Raw genomic sequence first — 12,796 nt, 5'->3', positions numbered from 1 at the left:
ACTCCTAACTCTTCGCCGGGGCCGATGGCGCGAACCAGCCGAGCCACCCCAGGACGACCCCGGCGACGACGACGATGCCGATGACCCAGACCGGCCGCAGCCGCGCCTTGACCGTCAGCAGGTACACCCCGGCGGTCACGAGCACCGGGAGCAGGAACGGGAGCAGCTCGTCGAGCCGGTCCTGGATCGCCACCGACTGCGTCACCGGCTGCCCCTGGACCGTGGTGGTCTGCCGGTAGGTCAGCGTGGTGACGACCTTGACGATCGACGGGATGAACCCGCCGAGGACGACGAACCCGAGCACGGTCGCCCCCTGCGCGACGCGGGCGAGCGAGCCGGCGGCGAGGTGCCCGGCCAGCCGCTTGCCCTCGCGGTAGGCGAACCCGAACTGCCAGCGCCGCACCAGCGCGTACGGCACGAGCACCATGACGGCGGCGAAGGCGGGCCCGAGCCAGTTGCCCTGCAGCGCCCACGACGCGCCCATGGTGAAGACGATGCTGTTGTACAGCGCGAAGACGACGGTGTCGCCGATGCCGGCCATCGGCCCCATCAGCGCGACCTTCGTGCTCGCCGCCGACTTCGGCGTCCCGGCTTCTTCGAGGGCGACGCTGGAGCCGAGGATCAGCGGGCCGCCGACGAGCACCGAGGTGTTGAAGAACTGCAGGTGCCGCTGCAGGCCGGCGACGTAGTCGGCCTTCTCCGGGTACAGCCGGCGCAGCACCGGCTCCATCGAGTACGCGAACCCGAGGGCCTGCATCCGCTCGTAGTTCCAGGAGATCTGGCTCGACCAGAAGTACCGGCGGAACACCCGCCGCAGGTCCTGCTTCGTCAGCCGGGGGTCCACTGTGGACTCCTCGGCGGCGGGTTCGGGGACGGCGAGCACCGGCTCGTCGCGTTTCAGCGTCACGAACAGCATCGCGACCGCGACGCCGATCAGCGCGATCCCCAGCACCGGGAGGTGCAGGTAGGCGAACCCGACGAACCCGATGAGCAGCAGGTACCAGTAGCGCGACAGCTCCATCATGCCGAGCAGCAGCGCGAAGCCGACCGCCGGCAGCAGCGACCCGGCCAGCGTCATGCCCTGCACGAACCCGGCCGGGATGCTCGCGGTGATGTCCTTGACCAGGCCGCCGGACGCGGCGAGCGCGGCGAGGAACGTCGGCACGGCGCGCACGGCCACCCACGGGATCAGGCTGACCCAGTGGATCATCGCCAGGCCGCGGGCGTTGCCGTCGGCGGCGTAGCCGTCGGCCCGGTGCACCAGGCCGGTGGTGACCATCTTGCCGACCGGGTCCAGCGCCGAGAGCAGGATCGCGGCCGGCAGCCCGACGCCGATGCCGATCGCGGCCTGCGCGGCCGGAGTGCCGGCGGCGCCCGCGGCCAGCGCGGTGCCGACGATCGCGCCGGTCTGGTAGTCCGGGATGGTGGCGCCGCCGTAGGTGTAGACGCCCAGCGCCGCGAGCTCCAGCGTCGCGCCGATCAGCAGCCCGAGCAGCGGGTGGCCGGTGATCAACCCGGCCACCGAGCCGGCGATGAGCGGGCGCTGGGCGTAGATGAGGAACGGGCCGAGCCCGTCGTAGGTGCAGTAGATCGCCCACAGGGTCAGGGCCAACGCGACGAGCATGCTGGGGCTACAGCCCTTTCCGGTCGAGCAGCGAGACGAAATCGGCGGGCTTGTCCTGCGGCAGCAGCTGCGTGACCAGCGGGACGCCCGCGGCGGCGAGCTTGCGGTAGGCGCCGGCCTCGTCCGCGGTGACCGCGACCGAGCGGGTGACCATGGTGTAGGAATCACCCGGCCGGGGGGCCACGTTGCCGACGTTGACGACCTCGGGCCGCAGACCGCCCTCGACGAGGCGGAAGACGTCCCCGGGGTGCTTGGCGATGATCATGACCTCCGCGCCGGCCTCGGTGGCCAGCGTGGCCTCGACCGACAGCACGTCCGTCGGCAGTCCGCGGGCGGCTTGCGGGAGCAGCACCCGCTGCAGGTCATCGGCGGCGACGTCGTCGTTGCAGACGACCAGCCGGCGCACGCCGAGGCGGCGGGTCCACGCGACGGTGACCTGACCGTGGATCAGCCGGTTGTCGAGCCGGAGATGTGCCCCCGTCATGTTTCTCCTCCCGGACGGCAGGAGACATACTGGTTCGTACCAGTATCTGTGTCAACACTGCCGGTGACCGGCCTTCGCGCGGCCGACGGAAGGACCCCTCAGACCTTCCGTCGGCCCACGAGCGCGAAGTCCCCCTGGATTTTCTCCCGGACCCTCCCATAAAGGTATATACCAGTATGGACGGTCGTGATCGACTGTCAAGACCTTTGGCCCCGGAACAATCGGAAAAGTTCTCCACCGTTCAGTTGACAGAAATTGGAAGAATTCCCGGGAGCCTCCGCGCAACCTGGCCCGGCCACCGTCGTTAACCGCATCGTCCGTTCAGGGGAGGAAAGCATGCCGGCCGTCAGATCGAACATCGTCCCGCTCCGGCACGCGCGGCCGGGAGTCGTGGCGTACGTGAAGAGCCCGGCCGAGTGGTTCGTCGCCAACAGCGGCTGGATCCAGGGCGCCGAGGGCGTCGCGCTCATCGACACCTGCGGCACCGAGCAGGCGACCCTCGAGCTGCTGCGCGACGTCCGCAAGTACGCCGGCGACCAGGAGCTCACGGTCGTCATCACGCACGCGCACGGCGAACACCACAACGGGCTCGGCGTCGCCCTGCGCGACGGCGGCACCGCGCTGGCCGCCCCCGGCAGCCTCGACCTGGTCAAGGCCGGGCCGCAGACCTACGGCAACGTCTTCACCTACACCCGCTGGGGCGTGCTCGAGCCGCCGGAGCCGGACGCGGTCCGCCCGGTGACCGGCTGGCACCGGCTCGACCTGGGCGGCGCGGCCGTCGACGTCGTGGCGGTACCCGGCGTCGCGCACACGGCGGGCGACCTGGTGGTGCACGAACCGCGTTCGGGCACGCTGTTCACCGGCGACCTGGTGGGCATCGGCGACACCCCGATGGCGGTGCAGGGGTCGATCCCCGGCTGGCTCGACGCGCTCGACTGGCTGCAGGACACGTTCCGCCCGCGCACCCTGGTGCCCGGCCACGGCCCGGTGGCGAACCCCGGCCACACGGCCGTCCACGGGATGCGCGTCTACCTCGAGTGGCTGCTGGAAGTGACCGTTCGCCAGTCCAACTTCGGGAAGCTGGCGAAGCAGGCGTCCTTGCGGTGGCCGTCGTGGCGCAACCCGGAGCGGCACATCGGGAACCTCATGCGCGCGTACGCCGACCAGCACGGCCGCAAGCTCGATGTCGATTTGGCGATCGACGCCGTGCTGGCCGCCGCGGGCGGGCGGATCGACCTGGACCTGCTGCTGGAGAGCGAGCCGGTCCGGCAGATCTCCTAGGAGACCGAGCCGCCGAGGCTCTCCAGCAGCGTCCGCAGCGTGGCCGCCAGCCCGTCGCGCTCACCGGTGTCCAACGCGGCCAGGATCCGATGCTCGGTCTCGACGTGCTCGGGCAGCGCGCGGTCGATCAGCTCGCCGCCGGCTTCGGTCAGCCGCACGCGGACCCCGCGGCCGTCCGCCTCGTTCGGGGTGCGCTCGACCAGGCCGCGCGCCTCCATCTTGTCGAGGCGCTGGGTGATCGCCCCGGACGTCACCATCGCCGAGCGCATCAGCTCCGTCGGGGTCAGCCGGTAGGGCGGCCCGCTGCGGCGCAGGGTCGCGAGGACGTCGAAGGTCGCGCGGTCGAGGCCGTGGCGGGCGAACGTGCGGCGCAGCTCCGCGTCGACCAGTGCGCTCAGCCGGGAGAGCCGGCCGATCACCGCCATCGGGGAGACGTCGAGGTCGGGACGCTCGGCGTGCCACTGTGCCAGTACCCGGTCCACGTGGTCGGCCATCGCCACAGCGTAGCCGATGTCTTAGTGGTAAGCGAAAGGGTAGCCAGTTGCCTTAGCGCTGAGGTAATCTAACTTAGTGCTAAACAAACAGCTCCTCCTCACCGCACTGGCCCCGGCCATCTGGGGCACCACCTACCTCGTCACGACCGAGTTCCTGCCGCCCGACCGCCCGCTGCTCGCCGCCGTCATCCGGGCGCTGCCGGCCGGGCTGCTGCTGGTCGCGCTCACCCGCCGCCTGCCGAAGGGCGACTGGTGGTGGCGCTCGCTCGTGCTCGGCACGCTGAACATCGGCGCGTTCCTCGCCCTGCTGTTCGTCGCCGCCTACCGGCTGCCCGGCGGGGTCGCCGCCACCCTCGGCGCGCTGCAGCCGCTGCTGGTCGCCGGCCTGTCCACCGGCCTGCTCGGCGAACGCCTGACCCGGCGCACCGTGCTCGCGGGCGTCGCCGGGGTGGCCGGCGTCAGCCTGCTGGTGCTGCAATCCAGTGCGCGCCTCGACGCGATCGGCGTCGCCGCCGCGGCCGGCGGTGCCGTCGTGATGGCCACCGGCGTCGTGCTGAGCAAGCGCTGGACCTCCCCCGCGCCGCTGCTGGCGACGACCGGCTGGCAGCTCGTCGCGGGCGGCCTGGTGCTCGTCCCGGTCGCGCTGGCCGTCGAAGGCGCTCCGCCCGCGTCGCTGTCCGGCGCGAACCTCGCGGGCTACGGCTACCTGGCACTGATCGGCGCCGCGTTCGCGTACGCCCTGTGGTTCCGCGGGATCCGCGCGCTGTCCGCGACCCAGGTGACGTTCCTCGGGCTGCTGAGCCCGGTCGTCGCCACCCTGCTCGGCTGGCTCGCGCTCGGCCAGCGGCTGACACCGTGGCAGCTGCTGGGCGCCGCGATCGTGCTGGCCGCCGTCGTGACCGCGGGACGGCGGCCGCTGGTCCGGACGGGGGCTGATAATTATCAGCCTTTGACAACCGCTCACCGGGCCACCGACGCTGAAATGGTCTGAACAACTTGCGATCATCAGCCTCGACGAGGAGGCGCCCGTGCGCACGAAAAGGTCCGTCTGGCACCGGCTTGCGGTTCTGGGAGCGGCGCTCGCGGTGGTCACCGCGACCGCCCCCGCCGCCGAGGCGGTGCCGGCCACGATCCCCCTGAAGATCACCAACAACTCCGGCCGCGGCGACCCCGTGTACGTCTACGACCTCGGCACGAACCTCGCCACCGGCCAGCAGGGCTGGGCCGACGCGAACGGCACGTTCCACGCCTGGCCCGGCGGTGCGGTGCCGCCGATCCCGGCACCCGACGCGTCGATCCCCGGCCCCGCGAACGGCCAGTCGATCACCATCCGGATCCCGAAGTTCTCCGGCCGGATCTACTTCTCCTACGGGCAGAAGCTGGTCTTCAAGCTCGCCACCGGCGGCCTGGTCCAGCCGGCGGTCCAGAACCCGTCGGACCCGAACGTCAACATCCTCTTCAACTGGTCGGAGTACACGCTCAACGACGGCGGGCTCTGGATCAACAGCACCCAGGTGGACATGTTCTCCGCGCCGTACGCGGTCGGCGTGCAGCCCGCGGGCGGCACCACGAAGAGCACCGGGCACCTGAAACCGGGCGGCTACAACGGTTTCTACACCGCGCTGCGCGGCCAGCCGGGCGGCTGGGCCAACCTGATCCGGACCCGCTCCGACGGCACGGTCCTGCGTGCCCTGGCCCCGAGCCACGGCATCGAAGCCGGCGCGCTGCCCGCGACCGTGCTGCAGGACTACATCAACCGCGTCTGGACGAAGTACAGCTCGTCGACGCTGACCGTGACGCCGGTGGCGGACCAGCCGAACGTGAAGTACTCCGGCCGGGTCTCCGGCAACACCATGAACTTCACGAACACCTCCGGCGGGTTCGTGACGGCGTTCCAGAAACCGGATTCCGACAGCGTCTTCGGCTGCTACAAGAACCTCGACGCGCCGAACGACGTCCGCGGCCAGATCTCGCGCACGCTCTGCGCGGGCTTCAACCGTTCGACGCTGCTGACCAACGCGAACCAGCCGGACACGAGCTCGGCGGGCTTCTACCAGGACGCCGTGACCAACCACTACGCGCGCAAGATCCACGCGCAGATGGCCGACGGCAAGGCGTACGCCTTCGCGTTCGACGACGTCGGCCACTACGAATCCCTGGTCAACGACGGCAACCCGGCGACGGCCTACCTGACGCTGGACCCGTTCGACTAAAGCTTCACCACGGCTGTGCCCGGCACCACCGGCGTGTCCCCGAGCAGATCGCCCGGGGGCGCGCCGGTGCTCGCCGGCACCGGCTGCGCCCGGCCCTTCACCTCCACCACCGGCTGCCCGCAGGCGACCAGTTCCACCACCAGCACCGGCACCACGAGCAGCACCCGAATGCGCATGACCGGCTCACCCCGATCCGTCTCCACCACTCCCACCGGGCACACGACGGCCACCGGGGACCCGGTTCAGGTATTTCGCGCGCTCTCACCGGATCGGAGGAGTGGGGGGAAGACGCGAAGGAGTCCCCCGATGGCGTACCGGTCCGAAGGGCTGCTGTTGGCTAGGCTGAGTGGGTCAAGCGGAGGTGAAGTGGACACCACGACCCTGCTCGAAGCGGCCGCGCGCGGCGACCAGGAGGCGTGGCACGCCTTGGTCGACCGGTACGCCAGCCTGCTCTGGTCGATCGCCCGCGCCCACCGGCTCTCCGACGCCGACGCGGCCGACGTCGTCCAGACGACCTGGCTCAAGCTCGTCGAAAACCTCGGCCGGATCAAGGAACCGGAGCGGCTGCCCGGCTGGCTGGCCACCACCACCCGGCACGAGTGCCTGCGCCAGCTCCGCCGCACCGACCGGGAGCGCCCGGCCGACGACCAGGTCTGGCAGAGCGAGCCGGCTCCCGGCCCGGCCGTCGACGCGGCCCTGCTGCTGGGCGAGCGCGACGCCGCGCTCTGGCGGGCGCTGGACAAGGTGTCCGACCAGTGCCGTCGGCTGCTGCGCGTGCTCATGGCGACACCCCCACCGTCGTACGCGGAGGTCGCGGACGCCCTCGGCATGCCGGTCGGCAGCATCGGCCCGACCCGGCAGCGCTGCCTGGGCCGGCTGCGCGAGCGGGCGGCCCAGGCCGGGCTCGGAACGGAGGACCGGGCATGACCACCGACGACGAGCTCATGGACGTCCTGCGCGCGGCCGCGGCGGAGGCGGACCCGGTGCCGGACCTCGTGCTGCGCCAGGCCCGCGCGGCGCTGACCACCCGTGACCTGGACGCCGAGCTGGCGGACCTGGCCTTCGATTCGGACCTGGCGGAAGCCGGCACGGTCCGCGCGGCGGGCGACGACGTCCGGCTGCTGTCGTTCGAATCGCCGCGCGTGTCGGTGGAGCTGCAGGTGGAGTACGCGGGCGGCCGGGTTTCGCTCCGCGGCCTGATCACCGGCGCGACGGGCGAAGCGCTGATCGAGGCGGCGGGCGAACGGCACACGAGCCCGATCGGCGCGGAGGGCTGGTTCGCCGCGACGGGCCTCGCGCGCGGCGCCACCCGCGTGACGGTGACCGCCACCGACGGCACAACGGTCACCACCGGCTGGGCAAGCCTCTAGCCACCCCCACGTGTCGACCTCCCCATCACGCGTGATGCCCCTCCGATCACACGTGCTGCCCCTCCGATCACACGTGATGCCCGCCTGATCACGGGTGCTGCCTTCCGGGCGCCGGCCGGGTCATCATGGAGCTGTGCGGATCACGGCTTGGTGGAGCGGGCTCAGCCCGCGGCGACGGCTGATGCTGAGCGGCGTCGCCGTCGCGGTGGTCGCCGTGGTCGTCGCCACCGTGATCGCGACCTCGGGGGCGAAAGCCGCGCCCGAGGCCGGGACGCCGGACCAGAACAAGCCCGGGCCGGTGCTGCTCGTCCCCGGCTACGGCGGCGGGCGGGGTGCGCTGGAGACCCTCGCCGAGCGGATCCGGCAGGCCACCGGCCGGCCCGCCGAGGTGCTCACCCTGGCCGGCGACGGCACCGGCGACCTCGTCGAACAGGCCGGCGTCCTCGCCGAAGCCGTCGAAAAGGCCTACGAACAAGGCGCGCCTTCGGTCGACGTCGTCGGGTACTCCGCCGGCGGGGTCGTCGCGCGGCTGTGGGTCGACCGGGAGGGCGGCGCCCACCAGGCCCGCCGGGTCGTGACGCTCGGCGCGCCCATGCACGGCACCGGCCTGGCCACGGCGGGCGGCGCGCTGGTCCCGGGCGGGTGTCCCACCGCGTGCGTCCAGCTGGCCCCGGGCAGCAGCCTGCTGCAGGAGCTGGCCAAGCAGCCGCTCCCGCCGGGCCTGCCGTGGCTGTCGCTCTGGACCGACCACGACGAGACGGTGACCCCGCCGGATTCCGCCCGGCTCGACGGCGCCGTCAACGTCTCGCTGCAGCAGGTCTGCCCCGAAAACCCGGCCGGGCACGGCGACCTGCCCACCGACCCCGCCGTCACCGAGATCGTCCTGCAGGCCCTCGGCACCACCCCGCTCGAAGCGCCTGCCGACTGCCTCAGCTCGTGACGTCCTTCGTCGCGAAGTTCGCCCACGCGGCCCCGAAGAACACCACGATGTAGCCGGCCTGCAGCAGCAGCCCGTGGTCGATGTTGCGCCACAGCACCGGATCGCGGAAGAAGTCGATCCAGGACAGCCAGTAGTGCGTCGGCAGGTAGGGCCGCACGGACGCGGCCGCGTCCAGGGTCTCCAGCACCGTGCTCGTGATGAGCACGGCCAGCCCGCCCAGCGCGGCCCCCAGCGCCGAGTCGGACACCGTCGAAAGGAAGACGGTGATCGCCGCGAAGCCGAGCATCGACACGACGATGTAGGTCACCGCGCCCAGCAGCCGCAGGCCCAGCGCGGACGAGCTGAGCGACTGCCCGGACAACGACGTCACGCCGGTCGGCTGCCCGCCCGGCCCGGCGACCCCGGGCGTACCGCCGGTGCCGAACAGGATCACCCCGAGCACCAGCGACGTCAGCACGACGATGACGATCGCCGCGGTCACGTACACGGCGAGCGCGACCATCTTGGCGCCCAGCAGCCGCGTCCGGCCCACCGGACGCACCAGCAGGTAGCGCAGGGTGCCGGTGGCCGCCTCGCCCGCGATCGCGTCGCCCGCGGTGACGGCGACCGCGATCGGCAGGAACAGCGGCAGCACCAGCGCGAGCGCGGCGGCCGGGTACAGCGCGCCGTCGTTCACCACCGCCGAGAGGAACGCCCCGCCCTGCCCGGGCGGCGGCGCGAAGTCGGCCGTGGCCAGGAAGACGCCGACGATCGCGGGCAGCAGGCACAGCAGCAGCACGCTGAACCACACCCGTGGCCGCAGCGCGAGCTTCCGCAGTTCGACGCCGATCATGCGGGCGTCCCGAACCGGTCCGAGCCCGGACCCGTCACGTCGAGGACGACCTGTTCCAGCGTCCGCTGCTCGGCGTGGATCGACGTCACGCGCACCCCCGCCTCGACGAGCAGCGCGTTCAGCGCCGCCGGATCGGCGTGCCGGATGACCAGCCGGTCGCCGTCGCGGGCTTCGAGCTGGCCGTCCAGGACCGCGGCCGCCGCGGCGGCGTCCGGCGTGCCGACCAGGATCCGGCCGGTGGCCGCCCGCAGCGTGGCCAGGTCCTCCTCCAGCACGAGCCGGCCGCGGTCGACGACACCCACGCGCGTGCACAGCTGCTCCACCTCGGCCAGCAGGTGGCTGGACAGGAACACGGTGGTGCCGCCGGCGTTCAGCTCGACCAGCAGCTCGCGGATCTCCTTGATGCCCTGCGGGTCGAGCCCGTTGGTCGGCTCGTCGAGGATCAGCAGCCGCGGCCGCCGCAGCAGCGCGCCGGCCAGCCCGAGCCGTTGCCGCATGCCGAGCGAGTACGCCTTCACCGGCCGCTGGTCGACCCCGCCCAGCCCGACCTGCTCGAGGGCGTCGTCGATGCGCCGCCGCCTCGTACGCCGGCCGCCCCCGCGACCGGCGGCGTCGAGCAGCGCCAGGTTCCGGCGCCCGGACAGGTGCGGGTACGCGGCCGGGCCCTCGACGAGCGCACCGACGTCCGGCAGCACCTCGGCGACCCGCTTCGGCACCGGTTTCCCAAGCACCTCGATCTCCCCGGCGGTCGCGTAGACCAGGCCGAGCAGCATCCGGACGGTGGTGGTCTTGCCCGAGCCGTTCGGGCCGAGGAAGCCGTAGCGGTCGCCTTCGCGGACTTCGAGGTCGACGGCGTCGACGGCGACCGTGCGGCCGTAGCGCTTGGTCAGCGCGCGCGTGACGATCACGGGCCGCTCCGGCGCAGCCGGGACAGCTCGTCGGCCACGGCCTTCAGGACGCCGGGTGTCACCGTCCCGGCCAGCAGGTAGGAGCGCCGGGACACCGACGACCGCACGATGCCCAGCGACAGCGGCGTGATCGACAGCTGCACGACGCTCCCCGCGGCCAGCTTGACCTGGACCGCACCGGCCTTCCCGGCGGCGTCGCCCGCCGCGTTGGCCACAGTCCGCGGCACGGCGATCACGGCGAAGGCGGCCAGCCCGCGCCCGTAGAGCGCGGCGCCCTGCACGCCCCCGAAGTTCGACGACACCACCGGGCGCCCGGCGAGCGAAGAGGGCAGCGGGACCTGGCCGAACGTGCCGAGCGTGTCGGCGACGTCCGGGGCGCTCGTCACGCCGAACCCGGACCCGAGCGCCGGCCGCGGTGCTTCGACCACCGGCGTCGTCTGTTCGAGCTGCTGGAACTCGGTCACCAGGATGGGGGCCTCCTGCCCGCGCGCGGTCACTTCGACGCGCACCGCCACCCCGGTGGCCGGGTCCGCCCAGACGTCGACCCGCCCGACGGTCGTGTCCGGATCGGCGGGCACGAGCCGCACGCCGGACGCGGCGACCCCGGCGACGTTCCGCCCCGGCAGCGCGCTGACGGGGTCACCCTTCGCCGCACCCAGGATCCGCCGCGCGAGCTCGGGCGGCAGCAGGTCCGCGGCCCGCGGCAGCCGCAGCGCGGGCTCGCCGATCAGCTCGGTCAACGTGTTGTCGCCGTAGTCCCAGGTGTATTCGCCGTCGGGCAGCCGGTAGACGTCGTGCTCGCCGGCGGTCCCGAGGATGTCGACGCGGTACCGGTCGGGCCCGGCGTACCAGGCCCGCATCGGCGTCCGCATCGAGAAGAGCGCGGTGACGGCGGCGAGGTTCGGCAGCTCCGGCAGGGCGAGCGAACCGGCACTTTCGGCGTACCCCTGGTACGGCTTCCCGGCGGAAGCCAGCACAAGGGCCCGCAGCCGATCCGGATCGGCCGCGGCGCCGGCCGGAGCGAGCGCGGCAACAACCGACGGCGCGCAAACGAGCACGGCGGCCACCGCGGCGACGACCGCCCACCGGCGCCGCTTCTCGTGCCGCACCACCGAGGGCGTCATCCGGCATCACCTCTTCGTCCTTTGTACGCCATGGCCCGGGGTCCCCAGCTAGGGTCGAAGGGTGACGAATCCCGTTCATGCTGCCGTCCTGAGCTAGTTCCCGCTCCGGTCCTTCGCACACCCCGCACGTCTCGCGGGTGCTTCGTCGTGCCCGCAGCAAGAACGGAAACCCCTTACCGTGGCTCGTCTCGTCCTGCCCGGCGAACCCGATCGCCGGCTCTTCTCACCCCCCACGCGGCACGCGGCCGCCGCCGACGACCGGCTGTCCGCCGACGCCGCCCTCCGCAAGATGTCCACCGGCACCGCCCTGCTCTGGCGCGGCAGCTACCCCACCGCCCGGCGCCTGCTCGACGCCGTGAACCGCCGGATCCCACCGCCCCCACCGGACGACTACCCCCGCTACCGCGCGGACCGGGCCCGCCGGGCGCGGCTGCTCTCCCTGCTGTACGTGCCCCTGGACGCGGGGCACGTCATCCCGCTGCACCGGGCGCCGGACGTGCACGCCGCGTGTCTGGCGGTCTACGGGCCGCTGCGAGAGCCCGCGGCGGTGCCGTTGCGGGAGCTGCTCGGCGTCCTCGGCGCGGCGGAATGGCGCCGCCGCGGTGTCGCCGTCCCGGCGCTCGGGGCACGGATCCACCCGCACTACGGCGTGTTCGCACCGGTGCGCCAGGAGTACGTCGACCTGGTCGCGCAAGCACCGCTACCGGGCACGGACCTGGCGTTCGACATCGGCACCGGCACCGGAGTGCTCGCCGCCGTCCTCGCCCACCGCGGAGTGGCACGGGTGGTGGCGACGGACAATTCGCCCCGGGCTCTCGCGTGCGCGGCCTCGAACCTGGCCCGGCTCGGCTTCGCCGGCCGCACCGAAGTGCTGCCGGCCGACCTGTTCCCCCGCGGCCGGGCCCCGCTGCTGGTGAGCAACCCGCCATGGCTACCGGGCCGGCCGCGCACCCCGCTCGACCACGCGGTGTACGACCCGGGCAGCCGGATGCTGCGCGGCTTCCTCGACCGGGCGCACCGGCACCTGACCCCGGGTGGCGAGGCATGGCTGGTGCTGTCGGATCTCGCGGAGCACCTCGGCCTCCGCACGCGCGCGGAGCTCCTCGCCTGGATCACGGCGGCGGGCCTGCGGGTGGTGGGCCGGACGGAGGCGGCGCCACAGCACCCGCGCGCGCTCGACCCCGCCGACCCACTGCACCGGGCGAGGGCAGCCGAAGTCACGTCACTGTGGCGGCTCAGCCGGTAGAGCCAGGAGGACGCCACCGCGAACCGGCGGCCGGACAGGTGGCGAACCGGCGGCCGGCAGCGCAAGCCGACCAACGACGTCACCAGACCACCTCCCCCGCCCCCGCCTTCTCTTCAGTCGGCGGGCGGACTGGCGGCCGGGAGCGCAAGCCGGCCAACGACGTCACCAGACCTCCCCCGCCCCTCATCCCAGCCTTCCCTTCAGCCGACGGTCGGGTTTGTCAAGGCACGCTTTCCCGCCTTGACGAACCCGACCGGCGGCTGAAACTCCTACCGGAGGG

General features: G+C 72.8%; 14 protein-coding genes. 7 read left to right on the top strand and 7 right to left on the bottom strand.

All coding sequences use genetic code 11. The features are described 5' to 3' along the window. Positions 1-4: 4 nt before the first annotated feature. Positions 5-1,612: a PTS system mannose/fructose/sorbose family transporter subunit IID gene (locus C2L58_RS05305; protein WP_233225562.1), complete on the bottom strand. Its 1,608-nt coding sequence runs from the start codon at positions 1,610-1,612 to the stop codon at positions 5-7. 19 nt (positions 1,613-1,631) lie between these two features. Then, positions 1,632-2,108, bottom strand: coding sequence for a PTS sugar transporter subunit IIB (locus C2L58_RS05300; protein ID WP_103336319.1), 477 nt, complete (start codon positions 2,106-2,108; stop codon positions 1,632-1,634). A 336-nt stretch (positions 2,109-2,444) separates the two neighbouring features. On the opposite strand from C2L58_RS05300, the gene C2L58_RS05295 reads away from it, so the two are divergent. Continuing rightward, positions 2,445-3,389 carry an MBL fold metallo-hydrolase gene (locus C2L58_RS05295; RefSeq protein ID WP_103336318.1) on the top strand — a complete coding sequence of 315 codons (945 nt, stop codon included), beginning with the start codon at positions 2,445-2,447 and terminating at the stop codon, positions 3,387-3,389. On the opposite strand, the gene C2L58_RS05290 is transcribed toward C2L58_RS05295, so the two are convergent. Then, positions 3,386-3,883 carry a MarR family winged helix-turn-helix transcriptional regulator gene (locus C2L58_RS05290; RefSeq protein WP_199191109.1) on the bottom strand — a complete coding sequence of 166 codons (498 nt, stop codon included), beginning with the start codon at positions 3,881-3,883 and terminating at the stop codon, positions 3,386-3,388. The genes C2L58_RS05295 and C2L58_RS05290 overlap by 4 nt on opposite strands. 76 nt (positions 3,884-3,959) lie before the next feature. Between C2L58_RS05290 and C2L58_RS05285 the strand changes: the two genes are divergently transcribed. Both C2L58_RS05285 and C2L58_RS05280 read left to right on the top strand, forming a co-directional pair. Continuing rightward, the gene (locus C2L58_RS05285) at positions 3,960-4,874 is read left to right on the top strand and encodes an EamA family transporter (RefSeq protein WP_103336315.1); all 915 of its coding nucleotides are present in this window, start codon (positions 3,960-3,962) and stop codon (positions 4,872-4,874) included. Between the two features lie 37 nt (positions 4,875-4,911). After that, on the top strand, positions 4,912-6,096 hold the full coding sequence (locus C2L58_RS05280) for a glycoside hydrolase family 64 protein (RefSeq protein WP_103336313.1): 1,185 nt from the start codon (positions 4,912-4,914) through the stop codon (positions 6,094-6,096). Here the strand turns inward: C2L58_RS05280 and C2L58_RS05275 are convergent. Beyond that, on the bottom strand, positions 6,093-6,272 hold the full coding sequence (locus C2L58_RS05275) for a hypothetical protein (RefSeq protein ID WP_233225561.1): 180 nt from the start codon (positions 6,270-6,272) through the stop codon (positions 6,093-6,095). The two genes, C2L58_RS05280 and C2L58_RS05275, sit on opposite strands and share 4 nt — an antisense overlap. Before the next feature lie 190 nt (positions 6,273-6,462). On the opposite strand from C2L58_RS05275, the gene C2L58_RS05270 reads away from it, so the two are divergent. The 3 genes from C2L58_RS05270 to C2L58_RS05260 all read left to right on the top strand — a co-directional run bounded on the left by C2L58_RS05270 (position 6,463) and on the right by C2L58_RS05260 (position 8,406). Next, positions 6,463-7,023, top strand: a complete 561-nt coding sequence (locus C2L58_RS05270; RefSeq protein ID WP_103336310.1) for an RNA polymerase sigma factor — start codon at positions 6,463-6,465, stop codon at positions 7,021-7,023. Next, the gene (locus C2L58_RS05265; protein ID WP_103336308.1) at positions 7,020-7,466 is read left to right on the top strand and encodes a hypothetical protein; all 447 of its coding nucleotides are present in this window, start codon (positions 7,020-7,022) and stop codon (positions 7,464-7,466) included. Before C2L58_RS05270 ends, C2L58_RS05265 begins: the two co-directional genes overlap by 4 nt. Positions 7,467-7,599: 133 nt before the next feature. Further along, positions 7,600-8,406, top strand: coding sequence for a lipase family alpha/beta hydrolase (locus C2L58_RS05260; protein WP_233225560.1), 807 nt, complete (start codon positions 7,600-7,602; stop codon positions 8,404-8,406). Here the strand turns inward: C2L58_RS05260 and C2L58_RS05255 are convergent. The 3 genes from C2L58_RS05255 to C2L58_RS05245 are packed head-to-tail and all read right to left on the bottom strand — an operon-like array spanning position 8,396 to position 11,270. Continuing rightward, entirely contained in the window at positions 8,396-9,238 is an 843-nt protein-coding gene (locus C2L58_RS05255; protein ID WP_103336305.1) for an ABC transporter permease, read from the bottom strand. The genes C2L58_RS05260 and C2L58_RS05255 overlap by 11 nt on opposite strands. After that, positions 9,235-10,146: an ABC transporter ATP-binding protein gene (locus C2L58_RS05250; RefSeq protein WP_103336303.1), complete on the bottom strand. Its 912-nt coding sequence runs from the start codon at positions 10,144-10,146 to the stop codon at positions 9,235-9,237. The genes C2L58_RS05255 and C2L58_RS05250 overlap by 4 nt, the downstream gene beginning before the upstream one ends. Beyond that, positions 10,143-11,270: a hypothetical protein gene (locus C2L58_RS05245; protein WP_103336302.1), complete on the bottom strand. Its 1,128-nt coding sequence runs from the start codon at positions 11,268-11,270 to the stop codon at positions 10,143-10,145. Before C2L58_RS05245 ends, C2L58_RS05250 begins: the two co-directional genes overlap by 4 nt. 178 nt (positions 11,271-11,448) lie before the next feature. Here C2L58_RS05245 and C2L58_RS05240 point away from each other — a divergent pair, with 178 nt between their 5' ends. Further along, complete coding sequence (locus C2L58_RS05240; RefSeq protein ID WP_103336300.1) at positions 11,449-12,516, top strand: methyltransferase; 1,068 nt, start codon at positions 11,449-11,451, stop codon at positions 12,514-12,516. Positions 12,517-12,796 lie beyond the last annotated feature (280 nt).

It is taken from the genome of Amycolatopsis sp. CA-126428 (assembly GCF_002904335.1).
Classification (GTDB): Bacteria; Actinomycetota; Actinomycetes; order Mycobacteriales; family Pseudonocardiaceae; genus Amycolatopsis.
This window is presented reverse-complemented; position numbering and strand designations above follow the sequence as displayed.